General features: G+C 39.9%; 21 protein-coding genes. 6 read left to right on the top strand and 15 right to left on the bottom strand.

Annotated elements, in window-relative coordinates:
• Positions 1–69: 69 nt before the first annotated feature.
• Genes G9H65_RS10065 through G9H65_RS10075 form a run of 3 tightly spaced genes read left to right on the top strand, consistent with a single transcriptional unit; the run spans position 70 to position 3087 of the window.
• Positions 70–1149 carry an efflux RND transporter periplasmic adaptor subunit gene (locus tag G9H65_RS10065; RefSeq protein WP_166375218.1) on the top strand — a complete coding sequence of 360 codons (1080 nt, stop codon included), beginning with the start codon at positions 70–72 and terminating at the stop codon, positions 1147–1149.
• A complete protein-coding gene (locus tag G9H65_RS10070; RefSeq protein ID WP_166375219.1) occupies positions 1146–2405 on the top strand; it encodes an ABC transporter permease in 1260 nt (419 codons plus the stop codon). The genes G9H65_RS10065 and G9H65_RS10070 overlap by 4 nt, the downstream gene beginning before the upstream one ends.
• 1 nt (position 2406) lies before the next feature.
• Positions 2407–3087: an ABC transporter ATP-binding protein gene (locus G9H65_RS10075; protein ID WP_166375220.1), complete on the top strand. Its 681-nt coding sequence runs from the start codon at positions 2407–2409 to the stop codon at positions 3085–3087.
• On the opposite strand, the gene G9H65_RS10080 is transcribed toward G9H65_RS10075, so the two are convergent.
• Genes G9H65_RS10080 through G9H65_RS10100 form a run of 5 tightly spaced genes read right to left on the bottom strand, consistent with a single transcriptional unit; the run spans position 3088 to position 11119 of the window.
• The gene (locus tag G9H65_RS10080; protein ID WP_166375221.1) at positions 3088–4137 is read right to left on the bottom strand and encodes an acyltransferase; all 1050 of its coding nucleotides are present in this window, start codon (positions 4135–4137) and stop codon (positions 3088–3090) included. It lies immediately after the preceding gene.
• Positions 4124–6253, bottom strand: coding sequence for a xanthine dehydrogenase family protein molybdopterin-binding subunit (locus tag G9H65_RS10085; protein WP_166375222.1), 2130 nt, complete (start codon positions 6251–6253; stop codon positions 4124–4126). The genes G9H65_RS10080 and G9H65_RS10085 overlap by 14 nt, the downstream gene beginning before the upstream one ends.
• Positions 6254–6256: 3 nt before the next feature.
• Complete coding sequence (locus tag G9H65_RS10090) at positions 6257–6742, bottom strand: (2Fe-2S)-binding protein (RefSeq protein ID WP_166375223.1); 486 nt, start codon at positions 6740–6742, stop codon at positions 6257–6259.
• 31 nt (positions 6743–6773) lie between these two features.
• Positions 6774–9857, bottom strand: a complete 3084-nt coding sequence (locus G9H65_RS10095; RefSeq protein WP_166375224.1) for a 3-keto-disaccharide hydrolase — start codon at positions 9855–9857, stop codon at positions 6774–6776.
• Positions 9858–9862: 5 nt separating this feature from the next.
• A complete protein-coding gene (locus tag G9H65_RS10100; protein ID WP_166375225.1) occupies positions 9863–11119 on the bottom strand; it encodes a Gfo/Idh/MocA family oxidoreductase in 1257 nt (418 codons plus the stop codon).
• 408 nt (positions 11120–11527) lie between these two features.
• On the opposite strand from G9H65_RS10100, the gene G9H65_RS10105 reads away from it, so the two are divergent.
• Complete coding sequence (locus G9H65_RS10105) at positions 11528–12130, top strand: cupin domain-containing protein (RefSeq protein WP_166375226.1); 603 nt, start codon at positions 11528–11530, stop codon at positions 12128–12130.
• A 127-nt stretch (positions 12131–12257) separates the two neighbouring features.
• Here the strand turns inward: G9H65_RS10105 and G9H65_RS10110 are convergent, their stop codons facing one another.
• The 8 genes from G9H65_RS10110 to G9H65_RS10145 form a co-directional block, all read right to left on the bottom strand.
• On the bottom strand, positions 12258–12809 hold the full coding sequence (locus G9H65_RS10110) for a LutC/YkgG family protein (RefSeq protein ID WP_166375227.1): 552 nt from the start codon (positions 12807–12809) through the stop codon (positions 12258–12260).
• Positions 12806–14173 (bottom strand): lactate utilization protein B, encoded by a 1368-nt coding sequence (locus tag G9H65_RS10115; protein WP_166375228.1) that lies wholly within the window; start codon positions 14171–14173, stop codon positions 12806–12808. The genes G9H65_RS10110 and G9H65_RS10115 overlap by 4 nt, the downstream gene beginning before the upstream one ends.
• Positions 14160–14876 (bottom strand): (Fe-S)-binding protein, encoded by a 717-nt coding sequence (locus G9H65_RS10120; protein WP_166375229.1) that lies wholly within the window; start codon positions 14874–14876, stop codon positions 14160–14162. Before G9H65_RS10120 ends, G9H65_RS10115 begins: the two co-directional genes overlap by 14 nt.
• Positions 14867–16252, bottom strand: coding sequence for an FGGY-family carbohydrate kinase (locus G9H65_RS10125; RefSeq protein WP_205753295.1), 1386 nt, complete (start codon positions 16250–16252; stop codon positions 14867–14869). The genes G9H65_RS10120 and G9H65_RS10125 overlap by 10 nt, the downstream gene beginning before the upstream one ends.
• Positions 16253–16260: 8 nt before the next feature.
• A complete protein-coding gene (locus tag G9H65_RS10130; RefSeq protein ID WP_166375231.1) occupies positions 16261–17532 on the bottom strand; it encodes a TIM barrel protein in 1272 nt (423 codons plus the stop codon).
• A 15-nt stretch (positions 17533–17547) separates the two neighbouring features.
• Positions 17548–19671: a bifunctional aldolase/short-chain dehydrogenase gene (locus tag G9H65_RS10135; RefSeq protein ID WP_166375232.1), complete on the bottom strand. Its 2124-nt coding sequence runs from the start codon at positions 19669–19671 to the stop codon at positions 17548–17550.
• A gap of 75 nt (positions 19672–19746) precedes the next feature.
• Entirely contained in the window at positions 19747–21081 is a 1335-nt protein-coding gene (locus G9H65_RS10140) for an amidohydrolase (protein ID WP_166375233.1), read from the bottom strand.
• 130 nt (positions 21082–21211) lie between these two features.
• Positions 21212–22135, bottom strand: a complete 924-nt coding sequence (locus G9H65_RS10145) for a sugar phosphate isomerase/epimerase family protein (RefSeq protein WP_166375234.1) — start codon at positions 22133–22135, stop codon at positions 21212–21214.
• A 131-nt stretch (positions 22136–22266) separates the two neighbouring features.
• On the opposite strand from G9H65_RS10145, the gene G9H65_RS10150 reads away from it, so the two are divergent.
• On the top strand, positions 22267–23523 hold the full coding sequence (locus G9H65_RS10150; protein ID WP_166375235.1) for a replication-associated recombination protein A: 1257 nt from the start codon (positions 22267–22269) through the stop codon (positions 23521–23523).
• Here G9H65_RS10150 and G9H65_RS10155 read toward each other — a convergent pair.
• Both G9H65_RS10155 and moaC read right to left on the bottom strand, forming a co-directional pair.
• Positions 23520–24179: a thiamine diphosphokinase gene (locus G9H65_RS10155; RefSeq protein WP_166375236.1), complete on the bottom strand. Its 660-nt coding sequence runs from the start codon at positions 24177–24179 to the stop codon at positions 23520–23522. The genes G9H65_RS10150 and G9H65_RS10155 overlap by 4 nt on opposite strands.
• A gap of 1 nt (position 24180) precedes the next feature.
• Entirely contained in the window at positions 24181–24654 is a 474-nt protein-coding gene (gene moaC / locus G9H65_RS10160) for a cyclic pyranopterin monophosphate synthase MoaC (RefSeq protein WP_166375237.1), read from the bottom strand.
• Positions 24655–24742: 88 nt separating this feature from the next.
• Here moaC and G9H65_RS10165 point away from each other — a divergent pair, with 88 nt between their 5' ends.
• Positions 24743–25900 (top strand): molybdopterin molybdotransferase MoeA, encoded by a 1158-nt coding sequence (locus tag G9H65_RS10165; protein WP_166375238.1) that lies wholly within the window; start codon positions 24743–24745, stop codon positions 25898–25900.
• The last annotated feature ends 1 nt before the right edge of the window (position 25901 follow it).

Below are 25901 nucleotides of genomic sequence, written 5' to 3' on the forward strand. Positions count from 1 at the left end.
CTTAGTCAACTAAGCTCTTTTTCTGATAAATCTCATATATTAGACAACAACAAATTAGTAAATTGTGGGATGAAATGGATTTATCTATCAGTTTTTATAATAAGCCTCAGTGCTTGTAAAGATAAAAGCGAAACAACATATCCGACTGAAGGGCCGATTTCGGAGTCGGTCTACGCATCTGGAATTGTAAAAAGCCAAGATCAATACCAGGCATTTGCGTCAGTGAGTGGCATTGTTGAGCAAATACTGGTTCAAGAGGGCGACCGTGTTAACGTCGGGGATCCAATTCTCACTATTTCTCATGTGGCTCAACAATTGAATCAAGAAAATGCAGCACTAGCTGCTAATTTTGCGGATGCAGCTAATAACCAAAGTAAAATAAACGATGCTCAATTGTTCGTTGATTTAGCCAAGAATAAATGGAGAACAGATTCTACTCTATTGGTTCGACAAAGAAACTTGTGGAAGCAGCAAATTGGAACACAAGTAGAATTAGAACAAAGAGAACTAGCCACTGAAAATTCAAAAGCAGCCTATTTGTCGTCCATGTTGAAATTGAAAGATTTGAAACGTCAAATTCAATTCAATGCCAAACAATCCATTAAAAATCTCTCCATTTCTAAACAGCTAAGTGCCGACTTCACCTTGAGAAGTAAAGTGAATGGTATTGTGTATGATTTACTAAAATTGAAAGGGGAAATTGTCAGCCCTCAAACACCATTGGCCATTGTTGGCAATCCTTCCCAATTCGTTTTGGAGATGCAAGTGGATGAAGATGATATATTCAAAGTAAAGGGAGGTTTGCCCGTATTATTGACGCTTGACGCTTATAAAGGACAGGTATTTGAAGCTTCTGTAAGCAAGATTTATCCCATCATGAATGAAAGGAGCAAGACATTTTTAGTGGAAGCCATATTCACTCAAAAACCTGCAACCTTATTCCCAAATGTTACTTTTGAGGCTAATATCATCCTATTCAAGAAAGAAAAGGCGCTGTTAATTCCTAGAAATTATTTAGTTAAAGATAGTTTGGTGATTAAAGCTTCGGGAGATACGGTCGCTGTAAAAACGGGTTTAAAGGATTTCAAAAAAGTTGAAATCATCCAAGGATTAAGCGCAAAAGATGAAATAAAAATGCCTGGCAAATGAATTTTAAACTAATTCAAAATATTGCCGTTTCCTTACTTTTAGCTCGGTGGAGACAAACCTTGGTGGCCGCTATAGGCGTGACATTCAGTATCACCATGTTCATCACCTTATTAAGCTTTATGTCTGGCTTAAATGATTTATTAGATGGACTTATCTTGAATCGAACACCTCATGTAAGGCTGTACAAAGAAATAAAATCATCTGATTTCCAACCTGTTGATATACATTCAAAAAAGACCAAGCAATACAATTTTATTCGATCCATAAAGCCTAAAGCCGAACGATTAGAAATTCAAAACAGTGCTGCCATCATTAAAAATTTAAAGACTGATCCGCGAGTTTTAGGGGTTGCTCCCAAAGTTACGGCTCAAGTTTTCTACCATGTTGGGGTCATAGAAATCACAGGTGTAATTAATGGTATTGATCCGGAAGCAGAAAACAAACTCTTCTTCTTCAATGATTATGTCACAGAAGGGAATTTCATGGACCTGAAAAACATCCCGAATAGCATCATTTTAGGCAAAGGTGCAGCCGAAAAAATGCTTGCTCAAATTGGAGATGTCGTTCAAATAACTTCGAGCAAAGGCGAGCGTCTCTCCTTGAAAGTCGTTGGTTTTTTTCAATCAGGGCTTCAAGATATAGATAATGTACAGAGTTATGCTTCCATATCCACCACCCAGAAACTATTGGGTGAATCCAATAATTACATCACTGACTTACAAGTAAAATTAAATGATATTCTATTAGCCCCTGATGTGGCCAAAGAATACCAAAGGATTTATGAAATTGAGGCTATTGATATACAAACAGCCAATTCTCAATTTGAAACAGGAAGCTCAGTCAGAAGTTTGATTTCCTATGCAGTAGGAATTACCTTATTAATTGTGGCAGGCTTTGGTATTTACAATATCCTGAACATGATGATTTATGAAAAAATGGATTCCATTGCCATTTTAAAAGCCATCGGTTTTTCAGGCAAAGATGTCAATCGGATTTTTATTTTAATTGCCTTGAGCATTGGGGTTTTTGGAGGGTTTTTAGGCCTTTTAGGCGGATTTGGACTTTCTGCTATCATCGATCAAATTCCATTCAATACCAATTCCCTACCCACCGTAAAAACCTATCCCATTAATTACAATCCTAGATACTACCTGATTGGGACCATTTTTGCCATCATCACAACCTATCTGGCTGGTTATTTCCCTTCTCGAAAAGCTAGTAAAATAGACCCTGTCATCATTATTAGAGGAAAGTAGCATGAGCCAAATCATTTTAGAAGCACAGGGTATCAGTAAAAGCTTTCACGATCCAGTGACCATACCGGTGTTAAAGGATATTTCATTTACATTGAATAAAGGTGAATTTGTCTCCGTGATAGGAAAATCAGGTTGTGGTAAATCCACCTTATTGTACATTCTTTCCACCATGGATACCGATTATGAAGGAAATCTCATCATTGATCAAGTGTCCATGCAAGGAAAAAATGAAGGCGAATTAGCCATCGTTCGAAATGAAAAAATTGGCTTTGTCTTTCAATTCCACTATTTGCTGAATGAGTTTTCTGTTCTTGAAAATGTGATGTTGCCAGGTCAAAAACTAGGCAAATATTCCCCCAAAGAAATTAAAGAACGAGCCTATCAAAAATTGAAAATTCTAGGCATTGAGAATGAAGCGTTGAAAAAGCCCAATCAATTATCAGGAGGTCAAAAACAACGGGTGGCCATTGCCAGAGCTTTAATCAATGACCCATTGATTATCATGGGTGATGAACCAACGGGTAATTTGGACAAAAAAAACAGTGAAATCGTTTTTGATATTTTCAAAGAATTGGCAGATGTATATGGTCAATCTTTGCTCATTGTAACCCACGACAATGAATTTGCATCACGCACGCAGCGCATCATAGAAATGCAAGATGGCTCCATTATACGGATGTAATTAACCAGAAACCTTAGATCCACCCGGAATTTTTCTAAGAAGCCATACAATAGCCCCTGAAATCAGCAAGCAGCTAAATGCCGTAACTGGAATACCTAAACTTGGATGCACTAATTTAAAATGTATTCCGATTTTAGCGATGTAAAATAAGACCAAAATATGGACTAAATAGATCCCGTAGCTGTGGGAACTTATCCATTCTCGCAAAGGAATCAAAACTCGAATCTCAAAAGGAAAGTATTTGCATAACAAAAATAATCCAGCGGTAGAAAGCACCACCGATGGAGAAAAATTGGCATATAGCAATCCATAAAACTTAGCGTCACGTATGGACAATTGATACGTTCCAATCAATGTCCAAGCGGTTCCAATCAGGAATAAAGCTATTGCCCAAAAACGTATTTGCCCTTGATGATTAAAGTCTTTGTGTCGTAAATAATAGCCTAATACCAAATAGCCCAAATAGCCTGTAAAATAAGGCAAAGGCACGGGTGAATCTAAGACCGGAAAATGGGGATTATTAAAAAGAATCGTCAACAACCAAATACCCAAAAAATACTGAATTTGCTTTTCTGAGGCCTGTCGAACCCAAGTGCTTATGATAGGTATGAACAAATAAAGTCCTATAACCATGTACACATACCAAAAATGGTAAGACCCGCCCGTAAAGTATTGTTGACCTATCCAACGAATCAGTTCCTCCAAAGAATGAAAGGATTTACCTCGTAATCGAACAGCCCAATTGAAATACACAAAAAAAATATTCCAAAATAAGAAGGGCACAACGATTCTTTGAAATGATTTAGAAACAAATGCCCCATAAGGTTCTTCTTTCCCTACTACTAAAGCACCAGTTAACATCACAAAAATGGGTACAGCAAAGCGCATGCAGCCATTATAGACATTGGCATTCCACCATAAAGCATCAGGAACACGATGAAAACTCAGCAGCAAATTAGCTGCTGAGTGTATCAAAATCACTGCGAGAGTCGCAATGACACGTAAATTAGTTAACCAAATAATAGGGCCGCTGGCCTTAGAGATTTGCATTATCAGGGCCTGCAAAAGGTTGACGATACAAACGTTTCTTAGTAGCAGCAAATAAGGCATTGGCCACTGCGCCACCGGTAGGAGGTAAAGCAGGTTCACCCAAACCAGTAGGTGCTATTCCATTATTCACAAAATGAGCCTCCACAGTAGGAATTTCATTTCCACGAATCAATTTATATGTATCGAAATTCTTTTGCTGAGGGACACCTTTATCAAAACTCAATTTGCTAAACATGGCATGACCATAACCATCAATAATACCTCCAATCACTTGATTTTCAGCACCTGATCGATTAATCACCTCACCGCAATCTGTCACCGCAGTTACATGGGTCACCTTAGGCTCTCCATCCACCATTTTGGCTTCCGCTATTTGAGCTACATAAGATAAATGAGAGAAATAAACACTAAATCCTTGGTGAACATTAGCTCCTTTTTTACCCCATTTAGCCTTTTCAGCCACTTGCTTAATCACCTCAATGAAACGATCTGGCTCATAAGTAATCTTGCCGACAGGATTAGTTTTCACTTTTTGTAACCAATCCAAACGCATTTGGATAGGATCTTTTCCTGCTGCTACAGCTACTTCATCTAAGAACGACTGCTCTGCAGAGGCTAAAAAGTTGGTAATGGGTGCACGCCAAGGTCCCGTAGTAATGGCAGAATTATAATTGAATGATTCAATTAATACGTTGTCAATAGCTCCCACAGGGAAATTATCTTGTCGAGTACTGTTTCCTGCATTCAAACCTACTCCACGTAAATAAAAGGCTATCATCTCGCCTTTCTCATTTAAACCCGCTTTAAAGTGATATCTTACTGCCGGACGATAAATACCCCCAGTCATATCATCTTCGCGCGTCCACATGACTTTAACAGGCATTTTAATGATACTTGACAGCTCTGCTGCTTCTAAAGCATAGTCGTTGTTTAATCGACGGCCAAAACCACCTCCCATTTTAGTCAATTCCACCTGAACGGTATTTTCAGGTACGCCCAACAAAGTAGCCACAGCTTTTTGGGCCGATTGAGGAACTTGAGTTGGCCCTGCTAACAAGACGGAACCTGGACGAACATCTGCAAAGAAGTTCATGGGCTCCATCGGAGTATGCGACAAGAAAGGACATTCGTATGTGGCCTCAATCACCTTAGCTGCTTTAACAATAGCCGCATTAAAATCTCCGTCCTTTCGCTCGACCTTCGCTTTGTCGGTTTTCATCCCCTCATCAAACCATTTCTGGTGAGTGCTATCACTTTCCAAATTGCTGGTATCAGAATAGGTACAAACAAGTTTTTTTCTGGCTTGCATGACTTCCCAAGTAGATTTCCCTACCACGGCCACTTTGTTTTTAAAAGAAACCACATCGATAATGCCTGGCATCTTTTTTACCTCAGCAGCATCAAAAGACACTAAAGTAGAACCAAAGGCAGGTGGGCGAACGATTTGGGCAATAAGCATGCCCGACTTTTGGGTATCTAAACCATATTGCGGTTTTCCTGTAAGAACCTTATAATTATCTACTCCCTTAACAAAACTACCAATCAACTGATAATCAGCCCGACTCTTATAGGTTACTTCCGTTGGAACCGATAGTTTTGAAGCGGCATCAACCAAAGCACCATAGGCTAATTTTTGACCTTTGTTTGGACCAAGAACAAAACCTTTGGAAGTTTTACAAGTACTCGCATCTACACCCCATTGCTGAGCTGCCGCCTGAATTAACATATGTCTGGCCGTAGCTCCTGCTTTACGCAAACGTTCCCAAGAATGTTTCAAGGCTCCACTTCCTCCCGTCAATTGACGTTCGAATAATTGGGTATCTAAATTCGCTTGACGCACCTCCACTTGCTTCCAATCTACATCCAGCTCTTCAGCCACAACAATCGGAAATGCGGTTTTGATACCTTGTCCAATTTCTGGATTCGGTGAATAGAGAATAATCTTCCCCGTATTTTCAATGGATAAAAAAGCATTGAAACGGTTGGCATCCAAAGCTGGATTCATCTGTTGCATGATGCCTGAATTGGCCTTGGATTCAAACCAATCAAATCCCAAGGAAAAAACGCCACTCAAAAGGGCTGTTTTCTGAATAAATGATCTTCTTGTCGTTTTCATCTTTTATTTCTTTTTAGAGGAGTTGGACGTCGAAGCTATTTCAGATGCACGTTTGACGGCGTTGTGAATACGGTGGTAGGTTCCACAGCGACAAATATTTCCTGACATACCTGACACGATTTCATCATGGCTAGGTTTCGGGTTTTTCTTCAATAAAGCTGCCGCTGTCATAATTTGACCCGCTTGGCAATAGCCGCATTGAGGTACATCTAATTCATCCCAAGCTACTTGAACTGGGTGTTCCGCTTTTTCATGTAAACCTTCAATGGTCGTTACTGATGATTTACCCACCGCAGAAACTGGTAAAACACAAGAACGCATCGGTTCTCCATCAATCCAGACGGTACAAGCGCCACATTGGGCAATACCACAACCATACTTGGTTCCTACCAGAGATAAATGATCTCTCAGAACCCATAGCAAAGGCGTATTGGAATCCACTTCCACTTTCACCTTTTTTCGATTAACCAGTAATTCGATCGACTCCATTGTTGATTGGTTTAAAAAGATAAACGAAAATTTACTTACGTTTTTTTGATTTTGTTTCTACAGGAACAAGCTCTTTTACTCGAATGTTTCGGAATTTCAATTCATTTCCATGACCTAAAAATCCGATATGACCTTTTGGATTAAATAATCCAGGGTGCTCTTTATGATCAGGAGTACCGCCTTTGGTGGCTTCTGCTATATCTCCATCCAAAATTACTTCTCCATTTAAAATCACTTTGATGTGATTTCCTTCTGCGATAACCTCTTGTTGATTCCACTCGCCTACTGGCTTCAAGAAACCTTTCTTTGCTGGAATAATTCCATACACAGAACCATGGTATTGGTAGGCTTGTAAATTGGCATAAACAGGAGCTGTATTATCCAAAATTTGCAATTCCATGCCCACATAAGCAGCATCTCCTGTTAATGGAGCACGAATACCTAATCCATTATTGGCACCAGGAGTTAATTGGAAATCAAATTTAAAGTGGAAGTTGGCGTATTCATTTTTGGTGAACAAGTTTCCTTTTCCTCCACGCTTAGGATAAATCACCAAATTACCGTTCTCAGGTACATAATCCGTCGTATTTCCTGTCCATTTGAATAATGAAGAACCATCAAACAACAGCTCAAATCCTTGTGCTTTCTCTTCCTCTGAAAGAGTTTGCAAAAATTGTGGCTCTAATTCTTTAACATAGATATTACGGTATACAATGTGGTTACCATGAGCTTGTAATTCAATAGCATCTTTCACAAAGATGGGAATTTTACGATCCCAATAGTTTTCTAAAATGGTGTTATCTACCACCAATTCGCCATTCAAATAAACGGTTACACGCTCTCCCACCATTTTAATGTAGAACGTATTCCATTCTTCTACTGGATTATCTGCCAATTTCAATGGATTTTTTGCATTGATTTGATTGTTGTATAATCCTCCTGAACCTACATTGGCTCCAACATTAACACGGGAAATATCCCAGATTTGAACTTGTGGGGCACCGCGTAAATAAATACCAGCATCTCCATCCTTTTCGATTTTCCAATCGACATACATTTCAAAATCTTGATAATCTTTTACCGAACATAAATTGTCTCCATGGCCTGTGAAATGTAATTCATCGTCTTTGGCATACCATCCTTTTCGCATATTTTCATCAGCTTTCACTTGCTTAATGGCTAAGCTGTCAGCAGACATGGCACGGCGTTTAACTGGATTTTCTACCAGGCCTTTCCAACCCGATAAATCCTTGCCATTAAACATCGAATAAAATCCTTGCTTATTGCCTAATGCATCGATGGCCTTTTGAGCAGAGGCACGTAAATCTGCCGAAGAAACAAATGGCATCGCTTCCAATACCCAAGCTTTTGTCATTTGACTTTGTAATGCAGGATTTCCTACAAATAAAGTGGCTAATCCATCAGCAGCAACCGAACGAGCATTGGCTTCTTGTAAACCAATTTGCAAGGTTCTCATCGCTGATAAACTTGGACAACGACCCAAGCCTCTAAACACCAAAGCACGTGTATCCATATCTTGGGTTAAATCCAAGGCATTGCGGTAACGCAAGATTTGTTGAGTGACATTTTGAGTGGCCTTACCATTACTTTTTACATAAGCTTTAATAGCTTCCAAATTCTTGGATTTTTTCACTAAATCTCCCAACCAAGACAATGATTCTGCTTCAGAAACAAAGGGAATCCAGTTCAACTGATTTTTCGCTTTCACCGCATAGCCATTCACTTTGCTAGCAACACTTGGATCCATTTTTTGAATTTGGGTAACGCAGCTTTGCAAGTGCTTCACTTCACTTTCCGAACTCGCATTAGAAAGTTTTTGAGCAATGATATCAAAATCAGCAGGACTAACCCATCTGAATAATACCTGATAAGCCGCAGCACGTGTGGCTTCATTGGATTGTACAGCGTTCCAAACATGTGATTTGATAGCCGACCATTGACGGTAAGAAGCATAAATCAACAAAATGGTTTGTTGGGATGCACTCAACTGAGAATAGGAAGCTACATTTTTCTCAAAAAAGTTATTGGCAGCTAAATTGCTAGCAACTTCTCCTACTGCAATACCATCTACATCGCCATTGGAAGCGGTAGCCCATACTTTAGCTAAGCCCGCATTACCCTGAATTCTCAAACGAGCGATAGAAGCTACCGTTCTTAATCCTGTATTTTTAGAAGTTTCAGCGACAGTCACTTGAGGTAAAGCCCAAGCAACTTTAGCATTGCCAGCAGCCTGCACAAAAGATATTTTCTTCGCATCGGACCACTTGGAGAAAGCGGCTGCTACCTGACTAGCATCACTCGCTTTGGCATACTTCATCAGATGTTTGACCAAATAGGCTTCCACTTCATGGTTGGAAGTTTTCGCAAAGGCCCCTAATAAATAAGCAACGGGAGTTTTCGACTTAGATAAAAGCACCTCGCTCACCTTAATCTGAGAACCAGCTGGCCAAGATGTTACATTTAATGAATTCAGACCATTCACATCTTTAGAAGATTTAACGAATGCCAAATAGGATTCCAAAGCTTGGGTTGGCTCATAAGCACCATTGGCTTTAGCCGCTTGTTCTTTTAAAATTTTACTAGCATTAGGTGAGCCTAAAGTAGCAATCGCTTTTAAAATCAATTGATTCGTACGCTGATCCGATGATGGATATAAAGCCTCTATCGCTGTACCAGCGGCTTTATAGTTCATATCTGTCAAAGCTTGTATCATATCTTTTTGATAAGCAGCATTGCCATTTTGCATAGCACCCAACACCGCTTTTCCCACTTGCTCTTGACCATAAGGAGCCAATTTAACTAATAAACGAGCTGCAGGACCTGCCAAATGATTCTTTTGTAAAAAAGGAATAATCACTGAAATAGATTCCCCACGAGCAATGGGCTGTAAAGCCAACATGGCGATAGCTTGCTTATTGACATCACTGGATTCTTGAATGATTTTCAAATTCGCTTGTACTCGTGCCGTACGATCCGCTTCATTGGTTCCCGTCTTGACGGAAATAGGTGCCGACTGCTTTTGCGCTAGAACTGTCCCTAGCGAAAGGGCTGCCAACAGCAATAAATTAAGTATTGAAGTAGTATATTTTTTCATTGTTATTACATAGTAAATGGTGCACGCATTGGTTGGTCAATCAAACGATTAGCCTCTTCATCCCCGACAAACTCTTGTTTAACAGGATCAAATTTCAGGTTTCTGTTCAAACGCATCGCGATTAAACCCATATTGACAATGGTACAAGAACGGTGACCATTTTGATCATTTAAAGCGAATGTTTTTCTTCCTTTTACGGCATCCACAAAATCTGTCTGCTGAGCAGGAGGTTCAGGGAATTCAGCCAATTTGCGCTCTACATCAGGGATATCCGTTTTAAATCCACGGAATACTTTTCCTTTAGGACCTTCAATATAGGCTACATTTTCATCTCTACCTTCGCCGTCCAAAACGATTTGACATCCATCGGCGAAAGTATAAGTAATACGGCGGAATATACCCACAGCATCAGCATCTTGAACAGGCGCATCCACTTCGACGTAGATAGGGCTAGTATCATCTTTGCCCAATAAATATTGAACAGGGTCTATGTAGTGCTGACCCATGTCGCCTAATGCTCCTCCATCATAATCCCAATACCCACGGAAAGTCTGGTGCGTACGATGTACATTATATGGCTTGTAAGGAGCTGGTCCTAACCACATGTCATAGTCTAATTCAGCGGGAACGGGCTGCGGCGTCAAATCCGTTTTACCTACCCAATAGAATTTCCAATCAAAACCTGTATGTCTAGAAATAGTTACTTTTAAGGGCCATCCCAATAAACCTGAATCAACTAATTTCTTGATCGGTTTGATGGTGGTATTCATGCCATAAAAATTACCTTCAAAACGGAACCAGGTATTCAAGCGAAAGATTCGACCGTGCTGTTGAACAGCCTCTGTTAATCTTTTACCTTCACCAATAGTACGTGTCATCGGTTTTTCACACCAAACATCTTTACCAGCTTTAACAGCATCAGCAGCAATAATTCCATGCCAATGAGGAGGTGTAGCTACGTGAACGATGTCCACTTCTGGTAGTTGAATTAATTCGCGGTAATCACTAAAGGATTTAACTCCTTTCTCTACCTCATTTAATCCTAATTGTAGGTTCTTTTTGTCGACATCACATAGGGCTACAACCCGTGTACCAGCATAAGGAATATGTCCACGACCCATTCCACCAGTACCAACAATGGCCTTGGTTAATTGATCACTTGGGGCTAAATAACCCTTGCCTAAGACATGGCGAGGAACAATACTAAAAGCAGCAAATCCTAGTGCGGACTGCCCAATAAATTTTCTCCGAGAGACTTTCATATGATAAATAAGCTTATTGGGACAAGATAGAAAAAAAAAAGCTTTTTGTTGGACTTTGCTGTCATGGATTTATCTATTGGGTTCAATTTTCATAAGTACCCATTGAATGAAAAAGCTCTTTTAAAATTATCAATTTCTTGAATAGGCTCATGAAGTTTCATTTGCCATAAAACATAGGAATATCGATAAACTGGTCAAATATTTTAGAAATAAAATCGTTGACCGAAGGACCTTTGCTTCGAATGTCGTTTTTCACACAACGCTGTCAAGGTTTGGAACCTTGCCAGCGTTTAGCATTCGGTCAACAATTCTCTGTATTCGTGAAATACCAATTACCTACACAACTATAAAAAAAATGTCTATTTTTGGAAAATCGTTCTATAAACCCTTGATTATAAGCCCTATATTATGAACAGACATGATTTTCTACTTCAATCAGGAATGCTAACAGCATTGACTGGTATCCCAAATTCTTACCTTCAATCTAATTCCATTGATCAAACAAAACCCTTTCTATTACCTCCACTCCCTCCCTTGGACCATAAAGGGTCTATGGACATTCGAGTTCGAGTTAAATCATCCATGACGAATGGAATCTATTCCAATGTAGAATGTGCCGTTGCACCCAAAACCATGGGACCCGCTCCGCATATTCACAAAGAATTAGATGAATTAATGTTCGTTTTAGAAGGCACCGCTAGTGTGATCGTGGGAGAAGAAATTGTTCAAGTTCAAGCAGGAGGCTGGCATTTTAGACCCCGCATGATTGAACATACTTTTTGGAATGCGAGCGAAAAGCCTTTGTTATTTATTGATATGTATTTTAATCAGCCATTTGAAGAATATTTAGAAAAAGTCTTTCATCAGCTAACACCAGAAAATGGCTATCCAAACGGCTCTGAAGCTAAAAGCAAGGAAGTAAGAGCTTTACAACAAAAATTTGGCCTCATGGCTGCCCCAAATGCTGCCGCCAAACGATTAGAAATTATTAAAAAATTCGATTTAAAATAATTTCATATTCAATTGATTATCAATAATCAGATGAAATAATTGAAGAAATAAATCGTTGACCGAAAGACCTATACTTCGAAAGGCGATCATCACCCAACGCTGTCAAGGTTCGGAACCTTGCCAGCGTTTAGCATTCGGTCAACACCACGACTAAACTTCTAGCACCATGAGCGCCAATCACTAGGGATTGTTCAATATCTGCTGTTTTGGAAGGACCTGATAAAAAGACACCAAAACCAGTTTGCTTGTCGCCCAAGCGGATATATGCTTCTTGTAAGGTGGGCAAAAGATTCTTTTGAGATACATAAATCACTAAATGTTGGCAAATAAAGGGCGCCACGCGATGGGGTAAATTAGAATCGTCCAACCAAATTGCCCCATTTTCAGCTACAGCAAAATCCCCATCTATTTCCAATACATCAATATCCGCTAAACTCAATCCATCGGCCAATGGATTTAAACGTACCCGTTGCATGTTGGGAAAATGCTTATCCAATGCTTGGCTTGCATCTGCCGCTTCTTTCACTTGAATCACCGTAGTACTCACTACTACCATAGAATGCAAAAAATCTGTCAAAGTATCAACTCCAACTACCTGAGCAGTAAATGCCCCTGGATAAGCCTTATCAGGCACTTTTACTTCTTGCAAAGCCCTAATTATTTCTTCCCGACTGCTCATGATCGATTCGATTTATACCATTCCTGAAAACTTTGTTTGGGCGGCGCAGGCATCTCTCTTTGCTTAAACCATGGATTCATCCCATTATTCACAAGAAATGGAAACCAACTCATGACTTTTCTTCCAATACCACCTGCCAATCTAAAAACAGACGGATTAGACATCATCCAAGCCATTAATTTCATCCCTAGTACCTTACCAGCTGGAGCCAAACCTTCCTTCATTAAATCTTGTCGCCAAAACCATAATTGCTCATGTATATTGATCTTAACTGGACAAACATTGGAACAACTACCGCACAAAGTACTCGCAAAAGGCAAATCGACATTAGCCTTTTTATCAAAATTAGGGGCTAAAATAGACCCAATAGGACCTGCCACTGGCTGATGATAACTGTGCCCACCGCTTCTACGATACACGGGACAGGTATTGAAACAAGCTGCACAACGAATGCACTTTAAGGAATTTCTAAATTCATCACGAGCTAATTGCCTAGAACGGCCATTATCTACCAAAACGATGTGCATTTCTTGACCTGCACGTGGTTTAGCAAAATGGCTCGAATAAGTTGTAATCAATTGACCGGTTGCACTGCGTGCCAACAAACGAAGAAAAACGCCTAAATCTTGTCGCTTGGGAATAATCTTTTCTATACCCATGCAAGCAATGTGTACATCAGACAAATGCGCGCCCATGTCAGCATTACCTTCATTGGTACACACCACAAATTCCCCTGTTTCTGCAACAGCAAAATTGACACCCGTAATGGCTACTTTGGCTCCCAAAAACTTTTCTCTCAAGTGAATTCTAGCAGCTTCCGTCAAAAATTGTGGATCCTTATTGCCTTTAGGCGTTCCTAAATGTTGATGAAAAGTTTCTCCGACATCCTCCTTTTTTAAATGAATAGCGGGTAATACAATATGGCTAGGTACTTCTTTTCTAAACTGAACAATGCGCTCACCCAGGTCTGTATCAACGACATCAATTCCTTTTTGTTCTAAATAAGCGTTCAAATGACATTCCTCTGTCAACATCGACTTGCTCTTTACCAAGGCTTTGTCTCCATGTTTTTGAATAATGGAATAAACTATTTCATTATGTTCATGCGCATCTTTTGCCCAATGAACCTGAATGCCATTAGCTTGTGCCTTTGCTTCAAACTCCAACAAATATTGAGGTAAATTACTAAGCATGTGCTCTTTAATCTGAGATGCCTGCTCGCGCAATGCTTCCCATTCTGGAAGTAATTTACTGGCCTTATCTCGTTTAGACCTGACAAACCACAAGGTATCATCATGCCAATCTGTTCTTTCTTGATTAGTAATGAATTTTTCAGAAGCTTCCGCGTGATTAAGCATGTGCATTCAATATTTCTACTATGTGTTTTACTCCTACATTAGATGCTGAACGTTTCAAAATCCCTTCCATATGCATTAAACAGGAAGTATCTGCTCCTACAATGAATTCCACCTCATTGGCTTGATGTTCTTGTATACGATCTTGTCCCATTTTTACCGAAACCGCTTCTTCGGTCACACAAAATGTACCGCCAAATCCACAACATTCATCTTGTCGCTCTGGATATTTCCACTCACAACCTTTCACTAAATCCAATAGATAAGTCAACTTAGAAAAGGGTTTTTCATTCAATTCCGTCATGGATGAAATACGCAAACCGCGTTGTCCATGGCAACTTTGATGCAAACCTATCTTGTGTGGAAAATAAGAAGGCAAAGATTTCACTTTCAATACATCCACTAAAAATTCACAAATCTCAAAAACGGAAGCTCTAATTTTGGCATCTGGATGATGCTCTTTTAGATGTAAAACACATGAACCAGATGGTCCTACGATATAATCATAGCCCGAAAAATTAGCTGAAAAATTGGTATCACAACCAGAAGTAATATGAGCAAATCCCGAATTGGCCATGGGTTGTCCACAGCAAGTTTGATTCTTAGGAACACTTACTTCACATCCCAATTTCTCCAATAATTCTAAACTAGCAATAGCTACTTGCGGATAAAATTGATCAATATAACAAGGGACAAATAAGGCTACTCGCATGCTTCATATCTTTTTAGGCTCACCAAATTAATGGGTATCTCTTGATCATTCCACGTGGAATGTATGGCCAAGGCTGCCCCTAAAGAACTAGCCTGTGCTACTTCGGCTCCATAAACAGCTAATTGGGGAAATGCAAAGGCCAAAAGCTGCATATAAATATCATTTTTGCTAAATCCTCCATCGACTAAAATGCGATCTACTGGTGATGAATCTAACAATAAACGTAAGGAATATATCTGCTGAACAACCAAATCTACCATAAACTGTTGGTATGCTTGTTCAAAGTTTTCAAAATGACTCAAATCTCTAAATTCAAAACCTGAATTCGCTAAAAAAGCAGCATTAGCCTCTTTCAAGGAAGGCATTTTGTTCTTTATTTGATCGCTCAATAGCGCATTTAAATGTGTGGAATAAGGTACTTTTAAATGGGCTTTTTTATCTACACCAAAATGAGCTTGCAATCTTTTCAATTGAATTTCATGTTCATTGCCTGCAAACAATCGAGCGGCCTTAACTGGCTTACCATTGTATTGCAAAAATGACAAAACATCGTTTTTCAATTCAACGGGCGTCAAAGGTTGGGCATTGAAGGGATGCATGGAAATACACCATGTCCCAGTGGAAAGCAACAAAAAAGGTTCTTTAAACTGCATCAAATAGGGTATCAATGCAGATGATGAATCATGTAAACCTACCCCAACAGGTAAATTTGATGAACTCATCGGAAATGTTTGATTGGCTAATACCGTATCTGGCAATAATGGTTTCAATCCTTCTTTTTCTACCCAATCATGATAACGTTGATGATCAAAATCCCACAAATGTGTATGACAACCCACCGAAGTTAATTCTGTATAAAACTGATGAGTAAATAAACTGGACAAATAATTGGGCCAATGTAATACCCAGCGAATACCCTTATCTTGATTTTTAGAAGCCGTAGCCATCCAATAAGCCATCATGCCCGAATTCAAACTCCCTAAAATAGGCGATGCGGTGGCTCTAGCAACTTCAGATTCTCCACCATAACGCGCATAAAATTCAGTAGCTAAATCAGCAGGAAATGGCTTTAAATAATTGTATAAAGGTAAAACTGCTTTTCCCTCTGCATTGACAAATACAACCGTAGCACCATAACCTGAAAAATTTAAGGCTAATACCTCAAATCGAGGGTCTTGCTGCACTTCGGCAAAAGAAGCTAATACCCACGATTGTACAGATGCTAAATCTTCTCCCATGAAACCATCTTCATCTGGTATCTCAGGGAAATTTTGACTTTTCTCAAATACAATACGGTAGTTTTTATCCCAAAGGAATAATTTCTTATTGGTTTTGCCAATATCAAAAATTGCAATTACGGGAAGTTTCTCCACCATTGACATCTTTATAATCCCGTAGCTTGGGTTTTGGCTCCTCTTTGTTGAATCAACTGATTTCTAATTCCTAAGTCGCGGAACAAAGCCATAGGATCTAAGGCCCCTCCTAATTCTAATCTTGCCTGCGCTACCAGTGAACGTACATCCGTACGGAACGCTGTTTGCAAGATTTCTTGACAAGCTACTACATCATTGGCATTTCTGGCTGCTTCCAAGGCAGTACGATCTACTAATAGTGCTTGGGCATAGGCCATTTGAATGGCCTCCACCGATTGTAACAAATCTTCTAAAGGATCTTTCACATTGTGAGAAGCATCAATCATCCAACCTAAATCTTTAGCATGATTCATTCCTTTCGCATCCATTCCATCCACTAATTCATTGAAAATCAAGAATAACTGGTAGGGTTTGATCGACCCAGCAGTCAAATCATCGTCTCCATATTTGGAATCATTGAAATGGAATCCTCCTAATTTACCCTCCATCAACAATAAAGAAACTATTTGCTCGATATTGGCATTGGGTAAATGATGACCTAAATCCACCAAGGTAAATGCTTTTTCGCCCAATTTATTCACCATGGAATACGATTGGCCCCAATCTCCTACGGTAGTCGAGTAAAAGTTAGGTTCGTAAGCTTTGTATTCTAAAAACAACTTCCAGTCGCCCGGTAAAGCGGCGTAGATTTCTTTCAAACTATCAACGGTACGTTCATACGCCTTTCTGAAATTCAACTGACCAGGAAAGCAAGAACCATCTGATAACCATACGGTTAATGATTTAGAACCTAAATCAATTCCTTGTTGGATAACTTCGATATTGTGCTGAACGGCTTGTTTTCTTACCGCTGCATCCACATGTTGCAAGGAACCAAATTTATAGCTCAATGCTTGATTCGCTTGATCTTGAAACGTATTTGAATTAACGGCATCAAAGGCTAAACCATGTTGAGCTGCTAAGGCTTTTATAGCCGTAGGATTGGTGGTACTATCCCAAGGAATGTGCAAGGAAATGGCTCCCGATGTTTGATTCAGCGCATGCAATAATCCTACATCAGCAATTTTCTCCTCTAAATTACGAGGCTCTCCCCCTCCAGAAAAACGACCAAATCGCGTCCCACCTGTGCCTAAGGCCCAAGATGGAATCGCGATCTGAAAATCTTTCAATTTGGTAATTAAATCAGATGGAATGGCTACCTCTGAATTAATAAAAGCATATCTTCTTTCGTGCGCAGCTAAACGAAGCGCATTGTGGTCGTGTAATTTATCTCCAACAAACATGTAATTCTCTGCGATTTAACGTAAAAATCCTGCTGCAACTCCACCATCTACGTTCAATGCATTTCCGGTAGATTTATGCAATAATCCACCAACAAATGCATAACATGCGTTGGCTATATCTTCTGGTAAAATAGATTGATTCAATAAAGTTCGCTTCGCATAGAATGCCGGTAATTCTTCTACCTTAATTCCGTATGCTTTAGCACGTCCTTCAGCCCAACCACCGGCCCAAATATTGGAATCTGCAATCACCGCATCTGGATTCACCGTATTCACACGAATGCGATCTGGCCCTAATTCAGCTGCTAATAAACGCGTCATATGTGCCTGTGCAGCTTTAGCCGAACCATAACCTGCGTTATTTGGACCCGCCACAAAAGCATTTTTAGAAACAATATTGACGATATCTCCACCTAAGTTTTGCTTGCGCATAATGGCCACAGCCGCTTGACTAACTAAGAACTGGCCCTTCACTAAAATATCAAATAAGCGATCCCAATCTTGTTGAGTATGCTCTAAAATACCTTTTGAAATACTAATACCTGCGTTGTTCACGATCACATCCACCCCACCAAAAGCTAAACATGCTTCACCCATCGCATTTTCAATGGATTCTTGACTAGTAACATCGGCTAAGACAGTAGATACAGAATCTTTACCAAATAAAGCAGTAAATTCCTTCTTTGCCTCCTCCATACGCTCCGCATTCACGTCGTTAATCACCACGCAAGCACCTTCTTGAGCCATTTTCTTAGCAATGGCCTTACCTATTCCTCCTGCTGAACCTGTCACAAATGCCACACGGCCCGACATGCTCTTTGGTTTTGGCATACGTTGTAATTTCGCTTCTTCCAATAACCAATACTCAATATCAAATGCCTCTTGGCGAGGTAATGACGTGTATTTAGAAATTGCTTCCGCCCCACGCATCACATTGATGGCATTGGTATAGAATTCTGCTGCCACACGTGCCGTTTGCTTATCTTTCGCAAAAGTAAACATACCAACCCCTGGATATAAAATAACCACTGGATTTGGATCACGCATCGCAGGGCTGTTTGAGCGAGCACAAGTAGCGTGGTATTCTGCATACATCACACGATAAGCCTCAAACAAGGGTTGAATTTGTGCCTTGATTCCATCCACATCAGATAAATCTTGATCTGGCTTCAAATTTAATACCAAAGGGGAAATTTTGGTACGTAAAAAGTGATCTGGACAAGAAGTTCCCAATGGAGCCAATACATCCAAATCATTCGAATTAATGAATTGAAGCACACGCTCATCATCGGAGAAATGTCCAATCATCTGCACATATGAAGAGCAGAAACCTCTCAACACGGGCGCAATTGCTTTCGCTTGAGAAATACGTTTATCCGTTTCTAAGGAAGCTATCTTAGGGCCTCCAAAAACAGGTCTTGTCTTGCCTTCATTTTGCTTAATATATTCTGCACACTTCTCAATTACGTCAAGTGTGTTTAAATAACAATCATAAGATGTATCAGCCCAAGTAAACAATCCATGTGAACCTAACATGATACCACGCAATTGAATCCCTTTCGCTGCTGCCTCTTGCAAGCAAGCACGCAATTGTAGACCCAAATCAAATCCAGGACGCTGCCAGCCAACCCAACCAATCTGTCCTCCAAATAATTCTTCCGTGATTTTCTTTCCGTCCTTAGCTGCTGCGATCGCAATTGCCGCATCAGGGTGTAAGTGATCAATGTGTTTGAATGGCAAGAAACCATGCAAAGGTGTATCAATGGACGGTGCTTTAGAAGCTAAATCAAAGATGCAATGGTTAAACAATTCCACCATTTCATCTTCATGCTCTAAACCACGATAGACATTCTCTAAGCTCAATAAACGATCCAAATACAAGGCAGCACAACCAGATTTTTTCAAAGTACCAATGTCTCCACCAGAACCCTTAATCCACATCACTTCTGTTTCTTGTCCTGTTAAAGGATCTTTATCTTTTATTTTGACCGAGGTATTTCCACCTCCATAGTTTGTAATTCTTAAATCTGCTCCAAGAATATTGGATCTGTAAATAAATAAATCTACCTCGTTTCCAGATAAAGACGCTGCTTTTGAATCCTCCCACAGGTAGGATACATGCTGATAATTTTGGGACATATCTCCTTTTTTTTCAGTAAAATTAAATCTTGTCAAGTTAAAACCGTCCTAGTCTTTATAAGGACAGTCCTATTTTTATTTCTTACTCTTTTTTGCCACCGGCATAGCTTGTTCAAAATAATCAACCACTAAATGGCTCAATGCTTTCACTCCAAGCTGAAATCCAGACTCATCTATCTGAAAATCAGGTGTATGGTGACTCGCCACCGGTACGTTCAACTTATCCAAAGGTCTTCCTCCCAAAAAGAAAAAGAATCCAGGGATTTTTTCTTGAAAAAAACTAAAATCTTCCGCACCCGTGTGCGCTGGCTTTAGAAGCACTTTATCTCGTCCATTCAACTCTATAAGCGAAGGAAGCATTTTATCTACTAAGTTCACATCATTGATGGTGGCAGGATAACCCGTACCTATGTGTACATCTGCTACGGCTCCCCCACTTTTGGCTATATTGGTTGCGATATCCGTAATTCGCTGATGTACTAATTTTCTTTGTTCTGTTCCAAAAGTTCGAATCGTTCCAATCATACTCGCACTCTCCGGAATAATGTTATATCGAATACCACTATGAATAGCCCCTACTGTTACTATCGCTGGATCTTCAGGTAAATTAACGTTTCTACTCACAATGGTTTGTAAACCCAAAATGATTTGAGAAGAAATTACTATTGGGTCAATCCCTTGCCAAGGGTAGGCTCCATGAGCTTGCTTTCCTTTAACTTGAATGTCCAATTCGTCTACTGCAGCCATGGTAGCTCCTGGACGATACTGTATCGTTCCTGTGGCAGCCTCCGCCATGATATGTAAGCCAAAAATAGCATCCACTTTAGGATTTTCTAATACCCCTTCCTGAACCATTAATTCAGCCCCTGAAACAATTTTCTCTCCTCTAGCTCCATATACTCCTTCCTCTGCTGGCTGAAAAATAAATTTCACAGTACCTGCTAAATTGGCTTTTTCAGAGGCCAAAATTTCGGCAACTGACATCAAAATAGCCATGTGACTATCATGACCACAGGCATGCATAATCCCCGTTTTCTGACCGTTATATTCCGTTGTGACCGTCGACTTAAACGGCAAATCTCCTCGTTCTGTCACAGGTAAACCATCCATGTCGGCACGCAAAGCTACCACAGGTCCAGGTTTGGCTCCTTTCAGTATACCCACCACACCTGTTTTAGCCACTTTTTCTTGCACCTCTATCCCCAATGACCTCAAATGTGCTGCAATAATACCTGCAGTACGGATCTCGTTATTCCCCAATTCAGGATGTTCATGAAAATCCCTTCTCCAAGAAATCGTTTTCGATTCCATGGCTTTCGCTTTTTGATTGATGATTGGCTTGAGTAAAGCTTGAGAAAAAGCCAAGGGGCCAAGGAGTAATAAGGCAGGTAAATAAATAAATGCTTTCATATTCGGGCTTATTTTATAGCAAACAAAAGGAAAGAGCTGGGCTCTTTCCTTGACAATTCATTCATGCAATATACAAAAAATCAAATCGTATGATAGCTTCAAGATTTCTAATCCGTCTAGCTTACCATATCTAAGAAACGTAACCCCACTTCTTCATTATTTCTAAATCCTCTTTCACGCAATCAATCGGCTTTTTACCTTGATATGATTCTTGCTCAATGATGAAATGCTTGGTTCCACCTTTCTTTTCTCCCAACTTCACCATATCCAACACAGAAATAATTCCAGTGCCTAAAATGGTACTTTCGTATTTCTCTCCATGTCCTGGAGCCGCTGCAATCTCATCTTTTACGTGCATGGAAACAAAACGACCCGGATATTTCTTCAATATATCCGCAGGAACTCCACCTCCATTAATCATATTACCTATGTCTAATTGCTGAGCAACCAATTTCGAATCCGTGTTTTCCATGATTAAATCAAACAAAGTCACGCCATCCAATTTCTCAGAAAATTCAAAATCATGGTTATGATATCCAAAACGCATGCCTGACTTTTGGCATAACTCTCCCGACTTATTAAACACATCCATGTAAGTTTTGAATAAGCTAGAAGATGTACGAATCGACTTATCCAAAGATGGACTGATTACGATCTCTTGACCGCAAACTGCAGCATCTTCAACGGTATATTTCCACAAATCGGTAAATTCCTTTTTAGACTCATCCCAATGTTGTTTACCCATCACCGTATGACCACTCGGCATTTTCATACCTAATCCGTCCAATCTCTTTCTAAATTCTTGTGCTGACCAACCATAAAACTTACGGTTCACATAATTAGCATGCTCTACATATTTGTAGCCCATTTCTGCCAATTTTGTCAAAGTTCCCATAGGGTCAACTTTCATATCCTCCCGAATGGAGTACAATTGAACACCTACTATTTTTTTGGCTTTGGCATTGGCTAGGGCCTCCCATGTCGATGAAGTAAAGGCTGCTGCTCCTAAAGCAATAGCTCCTTTCTGTAAAAATGATCTACGCGATGAATTCATAATTATTTAGATTTATTTATCTTTCAAAATTAGAATTCTAAATGAATTATTTATCCTTTTCTGAGATTATTTATCCTGATTCATAAAAACTCCATCTCGGGTTTTAGTTAAAAAGCGTAACTTCGAATTCTATGCAACCGCTCGCCGAACGAATGCGTCCTTCCTTACTGGAGGACTATATTGGACAAGAACATTTGATGGGACCCCAAGGTCCCCTTCGAAGGGCTATTGATGCCGGACATTTACCTTCTTGTATCTTGTGGGGACCTCCAGGTGTTGGTAAAACCACCTTAGCTGCATTATTAGCCACTGCCTTAAAAAGGACAATCTATACGCTTTCTGCGGTATCTTCTGGTGTCAAAGAGGTACGTGAAACCTTAGAACTTGCCAAGAAAAACAGGATGTTTGAAGCCAATTCTCCCATCCTTTTTATCGATGAGATTCACCGCTTTTCTAAATCCCAACAAGATTCTTTATTAGGTGCTGTCGAAAAAGGAATCGTAACACTGATTGGCGCCACTACCGAAAACCCTTCTTTTGAAGTGATTTCCGCTTTGCTCTCTCGTTGCCAAGTGTATGTATTACAACCGCTGCTTGAAAGCCACATGGTTCACATGCTGCAAAAAGCCATACAAGTAGATCCGCTTTTTAAAGGCAAAGAAATCACGCTTGAAGAAACTGATGCTCTCTACCATTTTTCAGGCGGAGATGGCAGGAAATTATACAACTTGTTTGAATTATTGGTGAGTTCGGCTAATTCAAATACATTGAACATCACCAATGCTTTAGTTACAGAAAGGTTACAAAAAAACCTGGCTTTGTACGATAAAGACGGAGAACAGCATTACGATATCATTTCGGCCTTTATTAAATCCATTCGAGGTTCAGATGCCAATGCAGCAGTATATTGGTTAGCTAGGATGCTTCAAGGCGGAGAATCCTTGGAATTTATTGGTCGACGATTACTTATTTTGGCTTCCGAAGACATTGGTTTAGCAAATCCCAATGCATTATTATTAGCCCAAGCTTGTTTTGATTCCATACGGGTTATTGGTAATCCAGAGTCCCGCATTATCCTCTCACAAGCCGTTATTTATTTAGCCAATTCCCCCAAAAGCAATTCAGCCTATTTGGCCATTGATGAAGCCTTAGCTTTTGTAGAAAAAACAGGGAATTTACCCGTTCCCTTACATTTAAGAAATGCCCCTACTAAACTCATGAAAGAGCTGAATTATGGAGCTGATTATAAATACCCTCACAATTACCCCGGACATTGGGTTGCCCAAAATTACATGCCCGAATGGGATGGAATCCCTACTTTTTATCAGCCCGCCCAAAATCCAGCAGAAGATAAAATGCGTCCAAAAAATGCAAAAAAAGAAGATTAATCGTGGCACTCCATCAGGAGCAATTGACCGCTTTCGTAGGTGATTTTCACCATCCCATCCGCTTTTGTCACATTGCTTGAGCCCGTTCTTTGGCCTATACACAGATCCAAACAATCTAATTCATACAACAATCCCGAACTGGAAATTTGTTTTGCCTCCGCCAAAGGCATCAATGAAATGGATGTGCCCTCTGGATACCACTTTTCAAATACGGGTGGCAATAAATAACTGACCGAATAGTCGTCAATCATTACTATTTTCAAATCTCGACCGTATTTGGCCATGGAATGAAAATTATTGAGCGTGTGATCCATACGTTTTCCAGTAGCCCAAACTACATTCACACTGGGGTAGCCCTCCTCGATTAAATAGTCAAAAGCCTTTTCTAAATCGGTCTTATTTTGATCTGGCGTATGAATTTTCTTCAAGGGATAATCATCGTAATTATTTCCTGAACTAAACGACCGATCAAAATCTCCTAACCAAACATCCACTTTAATTCCCAATTCCACCACTCGCTCCAAGGCACCATCCAAGACGATGACTGTAGGAGACCATTCTAGCAACTGCTCTAAAAGATCGATTGAACATGCCTCTCCATTTGCAATGATTAAGGCGGGTTCTTGCTTATCTCGGATGATGTGGTGTGACGACATATTAGGCTAGAAAATCTGATTTACCGCCTGACTTCGACAATAATTTTGTTTCTCGAATAACCAAACCTTTGGAAACAGATTTGCACATGTCGTAAATGGTTAATGCAGCAACACTAGCACCCACCAATGCTTCCATTTCAACACCCGTTTTGGCATGCAGTCGACAAGTACAGTTGATGATGATTTCTTCAGCTTGAACATCCATATCAAAAGAACAAGCATCTAAGCCCAAAGGGTGACAAAGCGGAATCAAGTCGCCAGTTCTTTTAGCCGCCATAGTTCCTGCAATGATGGCTGTTTGTAAGATACTCCCCTTTTTATTTTGCCAACCCGCTGCTTCGAAATGCTGGATGATATCCGCCCCCAAATAGACGATGGATTGAGCTTTCGCTTCTCTCGTGGTCGTATTTTTCGCGCCTACATCCACCATGCCGGGTTGATTTTGAGCGTCCAAATGTGAAAATTCTGCTGCCATATCGTTACTTATTAAAAACAAAAATACATCTATTGAGTCATTTCATCGATTTTTTTAGAAATTTATAGATTCAGCCCACTAAAAAGATATGTTAAAACCCCAAGAAGCTTTTCAAATATTACAAGATATACCCGTTCCAATACAAAAAGTACAAGTTCCACTGATCGATTGTTTGGGAGGTATTTTAATGGAAGATTTAGTAGCAGATCGCGACTTCCCTCCTTTCGACCGGGTGATGATGGATGGTATAGCCATTGGTAATGTGAACAACCGAGCATGGAAAGTAGAAGGAACAGCCTATGCTGGCGAAGTTCAAAAAACCTTAGTTGACCCCAATGCTGCCTGGGAAATCATGACAGGTTCTCCACTTCCTAAAAATGCCGTAGCGGTGATTAAAGTAGAAGACCTAGAATTTGTTGAAAAAGAAGGAGAAAGGTGGGTTAGCTGCAAAAACGAAAGCATTGATATAGGAAATTTTATTCACCAAAGAGGAAGTGATATCCTTCAAGGACAAGTCATTTTAAAAAAAGGAACACGTTTAAAAGCCAACCATATTGCCATTGCTGCCAGCATCGGTTATTCCAAATTGTGGATTGAAAGATTGGGTGAAATTCATGTTTTTTCAACAGGAGATGAATTGGTTCCAATAGAAGCTACACCTTTAGATCATCAAATTAGAAGTTCCAATTCCATCATGATGCAATCGGCATTAAAGCATGTAGGAATAGCATCCCAACACCATCATTTACCGGATGATCCAACAATTATCCACCAAGCATTGACGACTAGCTTGGTAAAAAGTGATATTCTATTGCTATCTGGTGGAGTTTCCGCAGGAAAGAAAGATTATATTCCTGGCATTTTAAAGGACTTAGGTTTTGAAGCCAAATTCCATAAGATTGCTCAAAAACCGGGTAAACCTTTGTGGGTAGGAAGTCGAGCAGATGGCAAAGTAATTTTCGCCTTCCCAGGAAATCCTATCTCCACTTTGGTGTGTTTTTCTATTTATTTTTTATCTTGGTTACAAGATCAAAAAACTCCTTTTCCTCAAGTTAAAATTACAGGTCTGCCAGCCCCATTAGCTAATTTAGACCATTGGATTCCTATTCAATGGACAAGTGAGCAACAAGCCCAAGTCTTGAAACATAATGGTTCTGGCGACTTAGTCCATTGGCAGCATGCTGATGCTTTAGCTTGGCAAAAAGCGAATGATACGAGTGAAGTATTAATCTATTTTCCTTTGTAGC

Source organism: Aquirufa ecclesiirivi, assembly GCF_011250515.1.
GTDB classification, from domain to species: domain Bacteria; phylum Bacteroidota; class Bacteroidia; order Cytophagales; family Spirosomataceae; genus Aquirufa; species Aquirufa ecclesiirivi.